We start from the raw sequence: 18,219 nt of genomic DNA, 5'->3' as shown, positions 1-18,219 counted from the left end.
TTAACCAAATTTCACTGAAATCCAGTTATTTATGAATGATAAATATCATATTTAGAACTCTTCAATGCATTTAAATTAGAGCATATAATTATTCTAATATTACTATTATGGATGTCTCTCTTTTTCTGGCCAAATTTTGGGGTTGGTACTTATTGATATTTTTCTTCATTTTAAGTTATAATCCCAGAAGGATCAAACAAATATTTGAAGATCTACGTGATCAAAAGTTCGCGATTTTGGCAGCTTTTTTAGCTGTAATTATCGGACTCTTAAATATACTTTTTCATAATATATGGGAGGCAGATTGGAGATTTATTATTACAGCTCTAGGTTGGTTAGCATTGCTTTTAGGATTATCATTATTCACATTTCCAAATCTGTTCATTAAAGCAATGGCTGTACTTAATGTTAAACTTGTGCAGGTGGTATATATATTATTATTCCTAGTTGGCTTATACTTATTAAATGTAGCGTATCAGTTAGTGCCTTATTGATCTTATTGTAGTTGTATAATTTATAAAACATAAAATTTATACACTTAAACTATATAGCCCCTCATTTTAATTATTAAATAAAAGGAGATGAAAAAATTAATAGTAACTTTTAGTGAATTAGGCTTAAAGGATTTGTCGATAGTAGGCGGGAAGAATGCCTCTTTAGGAGAAATGTATAACCAATTAAGTGACCAAGGAATTCTAATTCCTAATGGTTTTGCAACTACTTCTTCGGCTTTCTGGCAATTTTTGCATGAAAATAATATTGAAGATAAACTGCAAGTTCTTCTGAAAGGCCTAAATAGAGAAACCTTTGCTAATCTTCATGAAATAGGGGAGAAGGCACGAAAATTTATATTAGACAGTAAGTTCTCCGAAGCATTTTCAGAAGAAATTTTTAAAGCATATCAAAACTTAACAAATAATGAACTTTCTGAAGTTGCAGTGAGAAGTAGTGCCACGGCAGAAGATCTTCCTCAAGCCAGTTTTGCAGGCCAACATGAAACCTATTTGAATATTAAAGGGAAAGATGCATTGCTGGTTGCAGTTAAAAATTGTTGTGCATCGCTATACACAGATAGAGCTATAAAATATAGAGAAGATAATGGCTTTTTGCATAGTGATGTGGCATTATCTGTTGGAGTTCAAAAAATGGTGAGATCAGATAAAGCTTGTTCTGGAGTAGGTTTTACTCTAGAGCCGGAGTCTGGTTTCCAACAAATCATCCATCTTTCGGGGGTTTGGGGATTGGGTGAGAATATTGTTCAAGGCACGGTAAATCCAGATGAATTTTATGTTTTTAAACCCACTTTGGAGCTGGGAAAAAATGCAATTATACAAAAGAAATTAGGAGACAAAATGGAGACTTTGATCTATGCAGAGTCTAATGGACATTCTTCTACTGTAAACATTCCTACGGAAATAGAAAAACAACAAGAATTTGTACTCACAGATCTAGAAGTGCTAAAATTAGCAAACTGGGCCTTGACTATTGAAAAGCATTATAATAAAGCTATGGATATAGAATGGGCGAAAGATGGTATTACCAATGAGTTATTTATTACTCAAGCACGGCCAGAAACAGTACATCATTCTAATGTCCAAACAGGTTATAAAATTTATAATCTAACAAAAAGGGGTGAGATTCTAGCAACTGGAAATGCCATAGGTACTAAAATTAGTGTAGGTACGGCTCGGCTGTTACAATCCCCAAGGGATTCTCATAAACTTAAAGAAGGGGATATAATTGTTACCAATACCACAAGTCCAGATTGGGATCCTCTTTTAAAGAAAGCTGGTGGAATAGTTACGAACACAGGTGGAAGAACAAGTCATGCTGCTATTGTAGCGAGAGAATTAGGCGTCCCAGCTGTAGTAGGATCAAAAAATGCTACCGAGGTCATACAAGATGGCGAAATAATCACAGTTTCTTGTGCAGAGGGAAAAACGGGATTTATTTATAAAGGTAAATTAGATTTTGAAGAGCATCTTATTGATCTAAAGAATATAAAACTACCCGAAACGGAGGCGAAACTTATTTTATCTGATCCAGAAAAGGCTTTTCAACTTTCCTTATATCCAAATTCTGGGGTAGGATTATTAAGAATGGAATTTATAATTACTCATAAAATTCAAATTCATCCTATGGCATTGGTGAAATTTAATGAGATCCAAGACGAATTAGTAAAAGGTGAGATTGCAAAATTAACCGCTGGATATCCTAGTAAAACAGCATACTTTATAGATCGGTTAAGTCAAGGTATAGCTACTATTGCTGCAGCTTTTTATCCTAAGGAAGTAATAGTGAGAATGAGTGATTTTAAGACAAATGAGTATGCGAATTTAATAGGAGGAAAACAATTTGAACCAAAAGAGGAAAACCCGATGTTGGGCTTTAGAGGTGCGTCCCGATATTATCATGAGCTTTATAAAGACGGATTTAGTTTAGAATGTGAAGCCATAAAAAAGGTGAGAGATGAAATGGGCCTCACTAATGTAATAGTAATGATCCCATTTTGCAGAACCCTAGAAGAAGGTAGGAAAGTAATTAATGTAATGGCTGAAAATGGCTTAATACAGGGAGAGAATAATTTGGAGATATATATGATGGTAGAAATACCCAGCAATGTGATCTTAGCGACAGAATTCGCGGAAATATTTGACGGATTTTCCATTGGCTCCAATGATCTTACACAACTCACATTAGGAGTAGACAGGGATTCTGAAATAATGTCCACGATTTTTAATGAGAATGATCTGGCTACAAAGAAAATGATTGAAATTGCTATTAAAAAAGCAAATAAGTCGGGTATAAAAATAGGTTTATGTGGACAAGCTCCGAGTGATTTCCCAGAATATGCTTCTTTTCTAGTAAATACAGGGATAGATAGTATTTCCTTTAATCCAGATGCGCTTTTAAAAGGCATAGAAAACATGAATAACGCTGAAGTAAAAAGGCATTCTCAATTAACTTCAGATTAAAAATTCAAAGTATTTATAAAACATGATAAATGTCATGTTTTAAATTGTAAAGCTCTTGTATCTTAGTGTTCTAGTTAAAAGTAAAAGTTCTTTGATACTTATAAAAGCATTGATTCTTATTGCAGAAATGCAGTAAAAATCATTAGAAGTCAAGTTTGTTCTTGTAGAAGTGATGAAACATTTTCGAAAAGGAATGTTTAACATACTCTCTGTATATAGAACATTTTTAGTCTTCTATAAATCGGGGAGGTCTTTAGGGGTTTCCCCGATTTAAAATTTTGTCTTAAATTTTATATTGTTAAAAGATCTTGAAGTGTCTGTATTGATTTAAATTGCTTGTTTTCTAGATTAATTTGTAGACTTTGCCAAGATATTTAATCAATTGCAGTACATTTTCAAAGAAACAGGGATCTTAGTTGAGATCCCTGTTTTTTATTTAACAAGTATAGAATTTTTTATTTAATTTTAAGTTCCTTTCTAGCTAAATAGAAATCTACCTTCTCACAAGTATCATCTTTAATTCTCTTTTCCATTTCCTTTAAAGTTTTAGGTGGTGGAACAATTACCTTATCACCTTTCTTCCAATTCAATGGCAAAGCCACACTATATTCATCGGAGACTTGTAGAGCCAATAAGGCTCTTAGTATTTCATCCATATTTCGTCCAACGTTCAAAGGATAATACATGATCAATCTGATCTTAAAATAAGGATCAATAAAAAAGACAGCTCTTACTGCAGCTGTTTCACTTTCATTAGGTTGCAGCATTCCATATAACTTTGCTACTTTCATATCTATATCTGCAATAATTGGAAAGTCCAGATACACTCCGGTTTTTTCTTTTACATTGTTAACCCAGGCTAAATGGGAGTGAATACTATCTATACTTAAACCTATTAATTTGGTGTTAAGGGAATCAAATTCGTTTTTTCTTTCTGCAAAACCACTTAATTCTGTTGTGCATACTGGAGTGAAATCTGCTGGATGTGAAAACAAGATCACCCATTTTCCATCTGCATAATCTGAGAATTGTAATCTTCCTAGTGTTGTTATTGCTTCAAAATCTTCAGCATTATCCCCAATCCTGGGCATGTAATAGATTTTATTTTCTTCAGTTTCCATAATATAATAATTTAACAAGTTGAATAAAATATGTTCTTGGAAAAAAACTGGAAATCCAGTTTTAGGAATGACAAATGTTAGCAGTGAATTTTTTATTAAAGCATGATTTATTTCTAATTGGATTATTTTATAATACCTAAAAAGTTTAAACAATCGTCATTCCGCCATCTACTATCATTTTGGTTCCAGTGATATATTTGCTTTTATCGGAGGCTAAAAACAAAACCATTTCTCCAATTTCTTTGGATTCGGCATACCTTTTAAAAGGAACCGTTTTTTCGAAATTTTCTTGAGCAATTTTAGAGTCTTCTGGAGAGATTTGCTCTTCTATAGAGCGCATCATCCTGTTATTTACTGGACCAGGATGTACAGTATTCACACGTATTTTTCTATCTGCAAATTCTAAAGCAGCTACTCTCATAATTCCTATTACAGCATGTTTAGTTGCAACATAAGCTCCTAAACCTGCAAAGCCCTTTAAGCCTGCAACTGACGAGGTGATAATCACGCTGCCCTCATTTTCCATTTTAGGTATCACTTTTTGACAACCTAACCAGACTCCTTTTAAGTTAACAGCTATTATTTTATCAAATACAGCTTCAGGATAATCTGCAATAGGTTTAAACACGCCCTCTATTCCTGCATTGTTAAAAAAAATATCAATCTTTTGAAACTCTTTTAAGGTTTCGGAAACATATCTACTAACGTCTAATTCTTTAGAAACATCGGCAACACAATACCTAATATTAGGACCACCAATTTTCTTTATCTCAGCTTTTAGTAAATCCTCATCTAGATCTACCAGCATTACTTTTGCCCCTTCTTGTATAAATAATTTTGCTGTCTCTATTCCTATTCCACCAGCACCGCCAGTGATTATAGCTACTTTATTTTTTAAACTTTCCATGATTAGTTATTTAAGTGTTTATCTTTTTAATTCTCATTAAATATAATTTTCATGTATCTCTATTCATATGACTTTTATCATATGTGATTTGTGAGAAAGCAAGTAGTTTTAGGTTTGTATTTACAGGTTAATTAATTAGTTGCTAGTTTCTAAGGAATTAGAAGTGTAGCATTAGTAAATTGATTTTATCTAACAGGCATCACTGTTATTATGGGAGAAATAGCCACATCTAAAAGACAGATCACCTTATTCTACAACCCTAATTCTATTCGGGCAAAAAAGACCATTGCTTTTGCTAAAGCTGAAGGATTTCCAATACAAGAAATAAACCTACTTAAAGTTCCACTTACAGGAACTCAAATTGCAGAATTAGCCGAGAAATTGAATTTAGAGATTAAGGATCTAGTAAACCAAGAGCACCCAGCATATAGTTCGCATTTTAAAGCACATGATCTTTCTGAGAATGATTGGATCAAGATGATTAGGCATCAACCAGAAATTATGAAACAACCAATTGCATTAAGGGGAGACATTGCTATACTTATTGAAACTCCTACAGATATTATAAAAATTTAATTGTAGTTATTATGAAAAAGATCCTAATACTTTTGAATATTTTATTACTTACTTCCTGTTCTTCCACGCAATTTATTGATAGTTGGAAAAATGAGGAAATTATAGGTTTTCAACCGAAAAAAACTCTAATAATAGGAGTTACACAAAATTTAACAGCACGTAAGATCTTTGAAGAAAATTTAAAGAAAGAATTAGAAAAAAGGGGATTGCCAGCTGTAGAGAGTTTATCTGTTTTTGAATCTTCTTTTATTAATTCAGAAAAAACAGAAGAAGAAATAGATAGGATGATAGAAGGACTTTCAGAAGAAGGTTTCGACGCGGTTATAATTACTGCGGTTAAAGGAGTGGATGAAAAGAAAAATTATTATCCCGATAGGTATATTACCAGTTATAGATGGACAAGATTTGGAAGGTATTATTATAGATATCAAAATATATATTATAATCCAACTTACTATAATGAATATAAGGTTTTTCATTTAGAAACTACTATTTATAAACTACAACAGACAGAGGATAAATCTTTAGTTTGGGTTGGGGCATTTAATGTTGTAGACCCTCAAACCATCACTTCTACAGTTAAGGATTATATAAATAGGATCGTAAACAAACTAGAAAAAGATAAGATCCTCCCGATCTCACAATGATGATATGTTTTTTAAATACAATATGGCTTTAGGACTATAGATACTTAAGAAAACACCACTACTAAATTTTAAATGATGAATAAAATTCTTGTACCAATAGATTTTTCTGAACACTCAGAATTTGCATTGCGAGTGGCTGCGGCGATTGCAAAAAAAAATGATAGTGAATTAGTTGCATTACATATGTTAGGGATCTCCGATGAAGGCTTAACTAGAATGGAAACTCAAGAGCTGCAGGAAGCAATTTTAAATTTAAAATTCTCTGATGCTAAGTTTACAGATTTTTTGGACCGTGTGTATTTAAATGGAGTTAAAATTCAGAATGTTGTTCAGCGAAATAAAGATTTTTTTGAAATAGATAGCATTGCAAATAAATATGAAGCTGGCTTAATAGTGATGGGTTCTCATGGAAGCAAAGGACTAAACGAGGTTCTTGTTGGCTCCAATACAGAGAAAGTAGTGCGTACTTCTACTTTACCCGTTTTAGTTATTAAAAGTCCTGTGGTTAATTTCAAGTTTAAAAAAGTTGTTTTTGTTTGCGATTTTAAGGAAGATTATACAGAGCCATTTCGTAATGCCTGGAACTTTTTTAAACCTTTTAAAAGTAAATTTAAAATGCTTTATATAAATCTCCCAGAAAACTTTTTGAATAATCAGGAGATGGAGGAAAAGGCTATGGAATTTATTAAACGAGCTGGGGTAGAAGAATTTAATTTTTATAAAGATATGGTCTTTTATAATGACTATAATTTAGAAAATGGAATCTACCGTTATGCCAATAAATTTAATGCAGATGTTGTTGCAGTTCCAACACGTGGGAGAAGGGGTATAGCCCATTTCTTTTCCTCGAATAAAGGAGAATCTTTGGTAAATCATTCTAACATACCAATAATAACCTTCAAAAAATAAAGCGAATACAAGCAATTTTTTTGCTTTAACTAGTTATAATTAATAGTTATAAAATCAAAGGATTGGAATAATGCTGTTTTAATACAGGTTTCAATAACTCTAAAGGAATACTAACAGAGAAAGTACCGGTATAAGAAGGGCATATAACACAATCGTCAAAGAAATATTCAACACTCAGATTGTTAATTACAAAATTATCTTTACTTCTATAAAAATCTTCTGCTGAAATTGCCCAACAATCATAATAGATCTCTCCAGATCTTATTTTTTTAGTAAGTACTTCATTTAATATTTCTCTTAGTTCTTCTTCAGACCCAGTGTTAAAAAAATCTTCATATTTCATGAATGTAGAACGGGAAAGATCATAATTAAGGCAATAGAAAGAATACGATGGGTGCGGAGTTCCATAATAGTAATTCTCATTGTAAAAGAGCACGCTAATTAATTTATCATCCAAACTAAAAATTTTATAATCTACCTCCCTCTTAGATCTATTCTCTAGAGTTTGTGTAGAATCACAAATCATTTCCCCCTCTTCTAAAATAGCAGTCTCTACTCCTTTTAGATTTAAATAATCCTCCTCCAAATAGCTATTGAAATTTACATAAGAAGCTTTGATCTTTTCATTTAAGCTGGGATACTTAAAGCTTATTATATAACATTCTTCATCTTTTAAAAATGATTTAGATAAAACTAGCTCTTTTAATTCTGCTTGGTCATCTGGTTTTTTAAGAATAGTTTCTCTTTTTATCTTTATAGATTGTTCTTTCTTAAATTCAATCTCATTCTCTTCATTTGTAGTTATGGAATCACCTAAAGTAGTTTCAAATTCTTCTTCAACCATTATGCTGTCATCTTCTAATTGATTATTTGTCTCTTTTTTACAGGACATGAAACTTATAATACATAGTAGTGTTATCAGGATCTTCATAAGAAATGGATTTAATCGGGAAGTGTAATGGAAATGCATTTTGCTATTTTGAATTATAAAGAATTTTAAGTGTATTTACTTATACTAGCAAAACTAAAGACTGTCTCTTTTTAAAAGTATGATTATTATCAAGTTATCTACCTTCTTCTAGTAACAATTTGAGTTTAGAGAGCATCATGAGTTCTGCTTTGTTTTTTTTAGAAAAAGAATTAGCAATTGCATTTGCAGTTTTTAAAATGAGTTGTTTTCGTTGATTAGTAAATAATTCTGGATGAGCTTCATAATAATCTCTAAACCCCTCATAACATTCTTGTGCATTTGCTTGCTCATGGTCCAACCACTCGAAAATTATTTCTATTTTGTGGGCTTCTTTAGTGCCAAATTCATTTTCTGAACTTTCTAAGTTTTTCCAATGAGAAACTACCAGCTTACGTAAGCTTTCATATTCCTCTTCTCTAACAATTTTGTCTGCAGCTGCAATTGCGAAAAAGAGTTCCCCTACTTTTTGATAGAACATTAATTCTGGTTCTTCGTTTTCCTGCATGATTAAGTGTTTTAATATTAAATTTAACAGGTTCATTTACAGCTAACTATGATAAATATCATTATCAGTTATATCGATGCAGTATTATTTTAATTTTGGCTAATTTTAGAATATGGAGGGTTTCAAAAGAGATAGTATTATTTTCAGGATTCTTTCTGAAGCAATATCAGAAGGTATTATTGTAGTTAATAAATCTCAGGAAATTGTTGCTACTAATAATGCTGCCAATACTCTTTTCGGCTATGAAAAAGGAGAACTTATTGGAAGTTCTTTGGATACTTTAATCCCTGTGAAATATCATCACGTACATATGCATCATGTAGAAGCCTTTTTAGAAAATAGTGGTAAAAGGAAAATGGGGCATGGTAGAGATTTGTATGGATTAAGAAAGGATGGTTCCCAATTCCCTGTAGAAGCAGGATTAAATCCTTTTAATATTTATGATAGTACCTACGTAATGGCATTAGTAATAGATATTAGCATCCGTAAGAAGGCAGAGCAAGAAATAATAGATTTAAATGCAGATCTTGAGAAAAAGGTTGAAGAAAGAACCCATCAATTAAAAGAAGCCCTTCGAAAAGAAAAGTATTTAAATGAGTTGAAAACCAAATTTCTCTCCTTGGTATCTCATGAATTTAAAACCCCATTAGGAGGAATTCTCACTTCATCTATTCTTATTGGTAAATATCCTAATACAGAACAACAGGAGAAGCGCGATAAGCATATAAAAACCATTCAGAATAAAGTGAAATTCCTGAATAATATAATTAATGATTTCTTATCTATTGAACGTTTAGAAAGCGGAAATGTGAATTATAAGTTCACGACTTTTCCTTTAAGTAAGATCATAAATGAAGTGGTCTATTATGCCAATATGTTGCTTAAGGATGGACAAAAAATTAATTACCCCGAAAATATTGATAGTATTTTTTTAGAATTTGATGAGAAGATATTACATCTCATTATTACAAATCTTATAAATAATGCCATTAAATATTCATCAGATAATTCTACTATAGATATTGAAGTTTTACTGGATGATAAGGTATTGACCATTCATATAAAAGATGAGGGAATTGGAATTCCAGAGCAGGAGCAAAAGCATATATTTAATAGGTATTTTAGAGCAGAGAATGCTCTTATAAATCAAGGTACAGGGATCGGACTTAATATAGTAAAAAGCCATTTGGAAAATTTAGGAGGTACAATTAACTTTATAAGTGAAGAAAATGTGGGGAGTACTTTTTCTATTAGGGTTCCAATTTCATCAAATTAAGAGCTATGAAAACAATCTTGATAATAGAGGATGATGCAGCTTTAAGAGATAATACAGCAGAGCTTTTGGAATTATATAACTTCCACGTGATTACAGCTGCAAATGGTAAAATTGGAATAGATAAAGCGAATGCTCATATTCCAGATCTTATAATTTGCGATATTATGATGCCAGAATTAGATGGTTATGGCGTTTTAGATAAGGTTTCTAAGGACTCTACAACCTCTCATATTCCTTTTATTTTTCTTTCAGCTAAAACCGAACATAAAGAGGTGCGAAAGGGAATGGATCTTGGCGCAGACGATTATATTACCAAACCTTTTGAAGAAGAAGAATTAATAAGCGCAGTAGAAAGTAGGTTGGCCAAAGCAGAGATCTTAAATCACACTTTAGTAAAAAATAGTTCGCCCACAGGGCAAATTGAAAATAGCTCACTTAGAAATCTAAATGAGCTTAAGAATTTTTTTGATGACAATGGGGTTATATCAAGTTATAACAAAGGGGATCTAATTTATAAGGAAGGAGAGCGCTCTAACAATATTTATCTCATTTTGGAAGGTGTGGTTAAAAGTTATAAAATGAATGGGAATGGTAAAGAATTAATTACTGCGCTTCATAAAGCAGATGATTTTTTAGGCTTCACCTCGTTTGCAGAAAGTATTATATATCAAGAATCTGTAATGGCTGTAGAAAATGTACAGGTAGCAGGTATTTCTAAGAATGAGCTCAAGGAAATTCTAGGGAGCAATAAAGAGGTTTCTGTAGAAATTTTAAACCTTCTAACAGAAAACATATGTGATATCAAGGAGCAACTATTACAGATGGCTTATAGTTCGGTAAGAAAAAAAACTGCTAATACAATTCTGCAGTTTGCTAAAATTCTCGATAAAAAACCTGAAGATGCTATAAAAATTTCTCGATATGATCTAGCAAGTGTTGCAGGTATTGCTACCGAGAGTTTAATACGAACTCTTTCGGGCTTTAAGAAAAAGGGCTTGATAGAAATAGAAGGTAGAAATATTAGAATTTTGGATCTAGAAAAATTAAACTCAATAGAATAGACTTTGCTTAACTGATATTTATCATTCTTTTCAACAGCAAACTAAAATAATTTTGCTTTAGATACTTACTAAAGTGAAGAATATATTAATACCAACAGATTTTTCTGAAAATTCTTGGAATGCCATTTTCTACGCCTTGTCCTTTTTTCAAAAAGAAGAGATCTATTATCATCTCATCCATTTTGTACCTCCAGAAATTAATTCTAGTATACCTGATTTAAATTTAGTTGAAACCTTTCCTAAGAATTATACTTCTAATAAAGAGATAGAGGATTTTGAAAAGTTGAAAAGCAGAATATTTCAAAACTTTCCTGAAAGTCAAAATAAGATCGCCACTCAAATAATGAGATCTAAAATTATAGATGGAATTAGACAATATGTATTAACCCATGATATAGATCTAATAATAATGGGCACCAAAGGGGCTTCTAATTATAATGAGTTACCACTTGGGAGTCTTACTAATGAAGTAATTACCAAGGTGAAATGCCCAATTCTTGTAATTCCCGAAAAAGCTACTTTTAAGGTACCCATAAGTCTAGCATTTCCTACAGACTTTAATATAATTTACAAGAGTAAAATAATTAATTCTCTTATAGATATTGTAAAAATTCATAATGCTTCTTTAAAGATCTTGCGAGTTGCTCAACATCAAAAAGTATTAAATGAGACTCAGGTGGAGAACAGGGAGTATTTAAAGAAAAATCTAACGAATGTCCCCTATAGTTTTCATGTAATAGACAGCCCAAATTTAGAAAATGGACTTCAGTATTTCGTGAATACTATGAAAGTGGACATGATTGCCATGATAGCAAAAAACATTAACTTTTTTCAAAGGATCTTATTTAATCCAAGGGTAGCAAAGTTTAATTATCATAGAGAAATTCCGTTTTTGGTTTTGCATGAGTAAGCACGCACCTTACTAGCTTAACACAATTAATTGTTAGTAATATGCAATTAACTTCAGCTTTTGTTCATCTAATTATAGATTTTAATAAATTGAATAGCTGATTCTTGTCATTTTTTTAAAGATATCTCTAGCGTAGTTTTAAGTATTATTTTAAAACCACACTCATGCGAAAGATATTAATTCCAACAGATTTTTCTCAAAATGCTTTAAACGCTATAAAGTATGGATTAGAATTATTTAAATATGATCGTTGTGAAATATATGTACTGCATGCTTATTCAGATGAAGTATATAATACCAAGGGACTTTTAGTTCGCGCAGAGTTTGATGCATTAAAGCAGCAAGTTTTTTTAAATTCTGAAGCCAACTTAAAAAAGCTAAAAAAGGAAATCCTTACATTTTCTCCAAATCCGAAACATGAGATAATTATCAGGTCTGAATTTGAAACCCTAGTAGATTCTGTAAACGATCTTGCCGATAAGGAGAATATAGATGTAATTATTATGGGTACTAGAGGTAAAACTAACGATAAGAAGTTAAGTTTTGGAAGCAATACTCTAAACGTAGTTAAATATGTTAAATGCCCTGTTTTAGCAGTTCCTAATTCTTTTAAGAAGGGTACACCTTCTAAAATTCTATTTCCAACAGATTATTTACTTCCCTTTAAAAGAAGAGAAATAAAGTTATTAAGTACCATGGCAGCAAATTTTGTTGCTGGAATCACATTTCTTCATATTTCTAAATTCGACCAATTATCCTATAGACAGTTGGATAATAAAGCATTCTTAAAGAGTAATATTGAAAATAACAAGGCAGATTTTGTAACTATTATGGGAGAAGGGCTTACTTCTACTATTAATAATTACATAAAATCTAACGGGATAGATATGTTGGTTATGGTAAATGCAAGGCATTCTTATTTAGAGAATATTTTATACACTTCTACTATAGATAAGATTGGCCTTAGCTTAGAACTCCCTTTTTTGATACTCCAAAACTTACAACGTTATTAATACACTAAATATGAAACGTATCTTACTACCAACAGATTTTTCAGATAATGCCTTCAACGCATTGTGTTATGCAGTTCAACTTTTCGAGAAAGAGAAGTGTGAGTTTACATTATTACATACCTATACGCCTGTAACCTATAATGTAGGTACACCTGCAGATAGTTACTCTACTTTCGAATTATTGGAAATTTTAAAGGTTACAGTAGCCCAAAATCTTGATAAAACTGAAAAATTATTGAAAGAGAAATTTAAAAATCCAAATCACATTTTTGAAAAAGTAAGTTCCTTTAATATCCTCATTAATGAAATGCAAGATCAAATAAAAGAGAAGAATATAGATCTTATTGTAATGGGTACTTCTGGCGCAACTGGAGCCAAAGAAATATTTCTAGGCACTAATACCATGTACACTATAAAAAAGATTAAATGTGCGGTAATTGCAGTGCCTGCAAACTTTGTTTATGAACAACCAAAAGAGATCTTGTTTCCTACAGATTTTAATTTTTCATATAAAAATAGGTATTTATCATTTGTTAGAGATTTATGTAAAATAAATAACTCTAAGCTTCATATTTTCAATGTTATTCATGAAGAAGATAAAGCAACTGATCATGAAATGATGATGGATTTTCTGGATAAATATTTCGAACATAATTCTCATAGATTTCATATCGCCGAGCATAAAGACATTCAAGAAGCGATCGTAGAATTCGAATTAAAAAACAAGATCAATTTATTAATTATGATTCATACCAAGCATTCTTTTTTTGAAAATATATTGTTTAAGCCTGTTATAAATAAAATAGTATTTCATACTAAGGTTCCTTTCTTGGTAATTCCTTCAGAAGAAAGAATGTTGAATTAAAAAGCTTATAAAAATGAAACAAATCCTTGTACCCACAGATTTCTCGAAGAACGCATATAGTGCTTTGCATTATGCTACTCAATTATTTAAAAATGAAAAGGTCACATTTCATTTGGTAAATTCTTTTGAAGCAGATGTAATTGCCCAAACTAAAGGAATTTTAACCAGAAAAAATGAAGAGATCATAGAGAGATTAACTAATGAATCTCATGATAAGTGCAAACAGCTAATGCACAAAATAATTCTGGATACAGAAAACAAACTTCATAAGTTTGAAACCATTGCGACTTTTTTAGATCTGCAAAAGATTATAAATACGCTTATTAAGTCTAAGGTAATAGATTATGTGGTAATGGGTACCAAAGGTATATCTGGTGCTAAAGATGTGTTATTTGGGAGCAATACAGTTAGAGTCATCAAAAAACTAAAAGGAGCACCACTTTTAATGATACCTGGTGAAATGGAATTTGTAGAGATTAAGAGAATTGGATTTGCTACAGATTTTACAAGAAAAATAAGACCAAAAGAAATAGCGCCTCTTATACAATTTGCAAAAAGTTATAATGCAGTATTAAGAATACTATTTCTTGGTAAGCAGGAGATAATTACAGAAGTACAAAGAGAAAATATTCATGAGCTAAAGGAGATGTTGTATGAGATAGATTATAAGCTTTTTGAAGAGGAGATCCTATCTAATAAAACCGATAGCCTATTACAATATGTGATGTTTTATGACTTTAATATATTGGCGATGATTCACTATAAACATAGCTTTTTAGAAGATCTTCTAAGAGAATCATTGGTTAAAAAAATGGGCTTGTATTCCAATCGTCCCTATTTAGTGATTCCTGAAGTTAAATCATAACAATAAGGTGAAAACCGCCAATTGTCCCGTATATTTATCGTTAAAATAATAAAGATAAAGCAATGAAAAAGAAAATTTTATTACCAACAGATTTTTCCCAAAATTCTTGGAACACAATAATGTACGCTAGTGAATTATATAAAAATGATGAATGTGATTTTTATTTGTTAAACGCATTTACCTATGAGGTAGTAAACTTAGGGATCAATACTCCAGCCAACGCAGGGGAACGAATTTTTAATAAAGCCAAATCTAAATCTGAAGCTCAGCTAGAAAAAGTCTTGCAAATGATCGCTTTAAGAAACCTAGATTATAAGCATACCTATTCTACATATGCAGTTAATAATAAACCTTTAGATGCAATAAAAGAATTTGTTGAAACAAAAGATATAGAACTTATAGTAATTGGAAATAAGGGAGACACAGATGCTCGAAATATTATTTATGGTAGTAATGCTATTTCTATAATGGAAAAAATTAGAAATTGCCCAGTCCTTGTAGTGCCAAATAACCTTGTTTATAAAGATCCTAAAGAGATCGTTTTTCCTACTAGTTTTAAAACTCATTTTAAAAGAAGAGAATTAAAATTCATTTTCCAAATTTCTAAATTAACCAATTCTCCGGTTAGAGTTTTACATGTAAATAAATCTAATGTTCTAGATGAAGAACAAAAAGAGAAAAAAGCCTTATTAGAAGAGTGTTTAGACGGTTTAGTTTATACATTTCACTGGTTAGAATATGATAATGTACAAACAGGTTTACATTTATTTGTGCAAAGTAGGGGTAGTGAAATGATCGTTTTTATAAACAAGAAGCATGCTTTTTTTGATGTGCTTTTCTCTAAGCCTATGGTAAAAGAACTTGGCCAACATGCAAAAGTCCCAGTTTTGGTATTACACGATTTACGTAACTAAAATCATGAATTATGAAAAAAGCAGGTATTTGGATAGATCGAAAAAAGGCAGTTATTATTAGGTTAGATATAGAAGACACTCAAGTAGAAACTCATATCTCTAAAATTGAAAATACAGACAGTGATTTTAGTGGATCGAAAGATTTTGAAAGAAGCGGGGCACAAGAAATTGTGAAAGATCGAAGAGTTTTGGAGATTAAAAAACATTCAATTAAAAATTACTTTAAGCAGGTAAGCTCTAATTTAGAAGATCTGGATAGTATTGTTATTTATGGCCCGGCAGATATCCCTTTAATCTTTAATAAGGAATTAGAATCAAATTATCCCAATCTACATAAAAAGGTTGTAGATGTCTTGAAGGCAGATAGTATGACCGATAATCAAATTAAAGCAATGGTTAGTAATTATTATAAAGTATAAAAATATATAGGTAAGTAAAAGGAACTAAATGAGTACTGAGGAAGTTTTTATAGAAAAATCGTCAGGAGAAGGCGAGAAATTTTCAATTTCAAAGCTGCATAATTCATTAAAGAGAAGTGGGGCAGATAAGGCCACAATTAATAAAATTATAGATGTGGTTAGGGATGAGTTGTATCAAGGAATCTCTACAAAAGAAATTTATAACCGCGCCTTCGCATTACTTAAAAAGAACCAACCTATATATGCTTCAAAATACAAACTAAAAAAGGCAATCTATGAGTTTGGTCCAACCGGCTTTCCATTTGAAAAATTTATAGGGGCTTTACTTGAGTTCTCTGGATATTCTATAAAGACGGGTGCTTTTTTACAGGGAAAATGTGTTACTCATGAGGTAGATGTAATTGCTAAAAAGAACGATGAATATATTGTTGCAGAATGCAAATTTCATAGCGATCGTAGTAAAAAGTGTGATGTAAAGATCCCTCTCTATATACATTCCAGATACCAGGATATTTTATTGAATTATAAAGATTCTAAAAACTGTCCTAATGAAGGCTGGGTTGTAACTAATACTCAATTCACTAAGGACGCTTTAATCTATGGGAAATGTAGTGGCTTACATTTATTAAGTTGGGATTTCCCGGTAGATAATGGCTTAAAAGATAGAATAGATAGGCTAAGATTATACCCTGTAACTGTTTCTACACTTCTAACCAATAGGGAAAAACAATTCTTAATTAGCAGAGATGTGGTTTTGTTGAGACAGCTTTTAAAGGATAAATTTTATTTAGACCATTTAGGGATCTCTGAAAAAAGAAAGGAGAAGATTTTTAAGGAAATAAATATGCTTTGTAATTACGTAAGAATAAAATCATGAAAACTGTAAAAATTCATTTTTTAGGAGCGTCTTGTACTGTTACAGGCTCTAAATTTTTATTAGAATTAGAAGAGGCTACAATCTTAATTGACTGTGGTATGTTTCAAGGTCTTAAAGAATTGCGAGAAAAGAATTGGGAGCCATTCCCTGTAGATGCCTCTACTATAGATTATGTAATTCTTACCCATGGTCATTTAGATCATACTGGTTATTTACCAAGATTAGTAAAGCAAGGTTTTCGTGGTAAAATAATAGGGACAGAGCCTACCTTAGCCATTACCGAAATAATCTTAAGAGATAGTGCCAAAATTCATGAAGAGGATGCAGAAAGAGCAAATAATGAAGGTTTTACCAAACACCAACCAGCAAAACCTTTCTATACCGTTAAAGAAGCAGAGACTACCCTTAATTTTTTTCAATCTGAAAAAAAAGATCAATGGATACTTTTAACAGAAAACATTAAATATAGGTTTCAATATAATGGGCACATTATAGGAGCCACATTTATCGAGTTGGATATTTTTGGAAAGATATTTGTTTTTTCTGGAGATATTGGCAGGGAAGAGGATTTACTGTTGTTCGCTCCTAAAAAACCAGAGTGGGCAGATTATCTTTTTATTGAAAGTACTTATGGTAATAAATTACATCCTGTAGAGAGTGTATCAGAAAAACTTATCGATTTAATTAATGAAACCATACATAATAGAGGTACACTTATAATTCCATCTTTTGCGGTAGAAAGACTGCAAACCTTAATGTTTATTTTATGGAAACTCTACAATGAAAATCGGATACCTAATATTCCAATTTTTATAGATAGTCCAATGGGAAATAATGTACTATCTGTATTCCAAAGTTTTCCAGCATGGCATAAGCTTCCTTCAAAAGAATTTGTCGCCATGCAAAAGCGAATGAATATTATTACTTCCTATAAAGAGACTTGGGAGACAATAGATAATCCAAGGCCTAAAATCGTTATTGCGGGAAGTGGGATGGTTACCGGCGGCCGTGTGTTAACTTATTTGCAACAGTTAATAGATAGAACAAGCACCTCTGTACTACTTGTTGGTTATCAGGCAGAAGGAACCCGTGGAAGACAATTATTTGAAGGTGCTCATGAAATTAAATTCTTCGGAAAATATTATCCTGTAAAGGCCAAAATCCATCATATAGAAAGTTTATCTGCGCATGCAGATCAGCAAGGACTATTAGATTGGATGACTGAGATCAAGAACATCCCAGAAGAGGTCTTTCTAATTCATGGAGAACCAACAGCTTTAGATGCTTTTAGAGTGAAAATTAAAGACACTTATAATTGGAAGGCAACTATTCCAAAACTTAATGAAATAAGAGAATTCAAGATTTAATTTTAAAAATAGCTAAAGATACTAACTGACAATTGTCATTTC

The 18,219-nt window shown here is 31.4% G+C and carries 19 protein-coding genes; 15 read left to right on the top strand and 4 right to left on the bottom strand.

Translation table 11 applies throughout. The features are described from left to right. The first annotated feature begins 107 nt into the window (after positions 1 to 107). Together BC962_RS09650 and ppsA are read left to right on the top strand one after the other, a co-directional pair. Positions 108 to 494, top strand: coding sequence for a hypothetical protein (locus BC962_RS09650; RefSeq protein WP_121345793.1), 387 nt, complete (start codon positions 108 to 110; stop codon positions 492 to 494). 87 nt (positions 495 to 581) lie between these two features. Continuing rightward, a complete protein-coding gene (gene ppsA / locus BC962_RS09645; RefSeq protein WP_121345792.1) occupies positions 582 to 2,975 on the top strand; it encodes a phosphoenolpyruvate synthase in 2,394 nt (797 codons plus the stop codon). Positions 2,976 to 3,430: 455 nt separating this feature from the next. Here ppsA and BC962_RS09640 read toward each other — a convergent pair whose 3' ends face one another. Both BC962_RS09640 and BC962_RS09635 read right to left on the bottom strand, forming a co-directional pair. Next, a complete protein-coding gene (locus BC962_RS09640) occupies positions 3,431 to 4,096 on the bottom strand; it encodes a peroxiredoxin (protein ID WP_121345791.1) in 666 nt (221 codons plus the stop codon). Positions 4,097 to 4,241: 145 nt separating this feature from the next. Next, complete coding sequence (locus BC962_RS09635) at positions 4,242 to 5,003, bottom strand: SDR family NAD(P)-dependent oxidoreductase (protein WP_121345790.1); 762 nt, start codon at positions 5,001 to 5,003, stop codon at positions 4,242 to 4,244. Positions 5,004 to 5,213: 210 nt separating this feature from the next. Here BC962_RS09635 and BC962_RS09630 point away from each other — a divergent pair, with 210 nt between their 5' ends. The 3 genes from BC962_RS09630 to BC962_RS09620 all read left to right on the top strand — a co-directional run bounded on the left by BC962_RS09630 (position 5,214) and on the right by BC962_RS09620 (position 7,135). Then, positions 5,214 to 5,579 carry an arsenate reductase family protein gene (locus tag BC962_RS09630; RefSeq protein WP_121345789.1) on the top strand — a complete coding sequence of 122 codons (366 nt, stop codon included), beginning with the start codon at positions 5,214 to 5,216 and terminating at the stop codon, positions 5,577 to 5,579. Positions 5,580 to 5,590: 11 nt separating this feature from the next. After that, positions 5,591 to 6,226: a hypothetical protein gene (locus tag BC962_RS09625; RefSeq protein ID WP_121345788.1), complete on the top strand. Its 636-nt coding sequence runs from the start codon at positions 5,591 to 5,593 to the stop codon at positions 6,224 to 6,226. Positions 6,227 to 6,301: 75 nt separating this feature from the next. Continuing rightward, positions 6,302 to 7,135: a universal stress protein gene (locus tag BC962_RS09620; RefSeq protein WP_183075485.1), complete on the top strand. Its 834-nt coding sequence runs from the start codon at positions 6,302 to 6,304 to the stop codon at positions 7,133 to 7,135. 46 nt (positions 7,136 to 7,181) lie between these two features. On the opposite strand, the gene BC962_RS09615 is transcribed toward BC962_RS09620, so the two are convergent. Both BC962_RS09615 and BC962_RS09610 read right to left on the bottom strand, forming a co-directional pair. Next, the gene (locus BC962_RS09615; protein ID WP_183075484.1) at positions 7,182 to 8,066 is read right to left on the bottom strand and encodes an RsiV family protein; all 885 of its coding nucleotides are present in this window, start codon (positions 8,064 to 8,066) and stop codon (positions 7,182 to 7,184) included. 133 nt (positions 8,067 to 8,199) lie between these two features. Then, the gene (locus tag BC962_RS09610; RefSeq protein ID WP_121345785.1) at positions 8,200 to 8,610 is read right to left on the bottom strand and encodes a hypothetical protein; all 411 of its coding nucleotides are present in this window, start codon (positions 8,608 to 8,610) and stop codon (positions 8,200 to 8,202) included. Positions 8,611 to 8,722: 112 nt separating this feature from the next. Between BC962_RS09610 and BC962_RS09605 the strand changes: the two genes are divergently transcribed. The 10 genes from BC962_RS09605 (at position 8,723) to BC962_RS09560 (ending at position 18,177) form a co-directional block, all read left to right on the top strand. After that, positions 8,723 to 9,886 carry a PAS domain-containing sensor histidine kinase gene (locus tag BC962_RS09605; protein ID WP_121345784.1) on the top strand — a complete coding sequence of 388 codons (1,164 nt, stop codon included), beginning with the start codon at positions 8,723 to 8,725 and terminating at the stop codon, positions 9,884 to 9,886. Between the two features lie 5 nt (positions 9,887 to 9,891). Beyond that, a complete protein-coding gene (locus BC962_RS09600) occupies positions 9,892 to 10,947 on the top strand; it encodes a response regulator (RefSeq protein WP_121345783.1) in 1,056 nt (351 codons plus the stop codon). 73 nt (positions 10,948 to 11,020) lie between these two features. After that, positions 11,021 to 11,857 carry a universal stress protein gene (locus tag BC962_RS09595; RefSeq protein ID WP_183075483.1) on the top strand — a complete coding sequence of 279 codons (837 nt, stop codon included), beginning with the start codon at positions 11,021 to 11,023 and terminating at the stop codon, positions 11,855 to 11,857. A gap of 164 nt (positions 11,858 to 12,021) precedes the next feature. Further along, positions 12,022 to 12,870, top strand: a complete 849-nt coding sequence (locus BC962_RS09590) for a universal stress protein (RefSeq protein ID WP_121345781.1) — start codon at positions 12,022 to 12,024, stop codon at positions 12,868 to 12,870. A gap of 10 nt (positions 12,871 to 12,880) precedes the next feature. Continuing rightward, the gene (locus BC962_RS09585) at positions 12,881 to 13,735 is read left to right on the top strand and encodes a universal stress protein (protein ID WP_121345780.1); all 855 of its coding nucleotides are present in this window, start codon (positions 12,881 to 12,883) and stop codon (positions 13,733 to 13,735) included. A 13-nt stretch (positions 13,736 to 13,748) separates the two neighbouring features. Next, the gene (locus tag BC962_RS09580; protein ID WP_121345779.1) at positions 13,749 to 14,600 is read left to right on the top strand and encodes a universal stress protein; all 852 of its coding nucleotides are present in this window, start codon (positions 13,749 to 13,751) and stop codon (positions 14,598 to 14,600) included. Positions 14,601 to 14,662: 62 nt separating this feature from the next. Continuing rightward, positions 14,663 to 15,514 carry a universal stress protein gene (locus BC962_RS09575; protein WP_121345778.1) on the top strand — a complete coding sequence of 284 codons (852 nt, stop codon included), beginning with the start codon at positions 14,663 to 14,665 and terminating at the stop codon, positions 15,512 to 15,514. Between the two features lie 11 nt (positions 15,515 to 15,525). After that, positions 15,526 to 15,933: a hypothetical protein gene (locus BC962_RS09570; protein ID WP_121345777.1), complete on the top strand. Its 408-nt coding sequence runs from the start codon at positions 15,526 to 15,528 to the stop codon at positions 15,931 to 15,933. 28 nt (positions 15,934 to 15,961) lie between these two features. After that, positions 15,962 to 16,810 (top strand): PDDEXK family nuclease, encoded by an 849-nt coding sequence (locus tag BC962_RS09565; RefSeq protein WP_121345776.1) that lies wholly within the window; start codon positions 15,962 to 15,964, stop codon positions 16,808 to 16,810. Then, positions 16,807 to 18,177 carry an MBL fold metallo-hydrolase RNA specificity domain-containing protein gene (locus BC962_RS09560; protein WP_121345775.1) on the top strand — a complete coding sequence of 457 codons (1,371 nt, stop codon included), beginning with the start codon at positions 16,807 to 16,809 and terminating at the stop codon, positions 18,175 to 18,177. Before BC962_RS09565 ends, BC962_RS09560 begins: the two co-directional genes overlap by 4 nt. Positions 18,178 to 18,219: the final 42 nt, after the last annotated feature.

The sequence above is a fragment of the Gillisia mitskevichiae genome, assembly GCF_003634585.1.
Classification (GTDB): Bacteria; Bacteroidota; Bacteroidia; order Flavobacteriales; family Flavobacteriaceae; genus Gillisia; species Gillisia mitskevichiae.
Note: the sequence above shows the minus strand (reverse complement) of the source record. Positions and strands in the feature narration are given on the sequence as shown.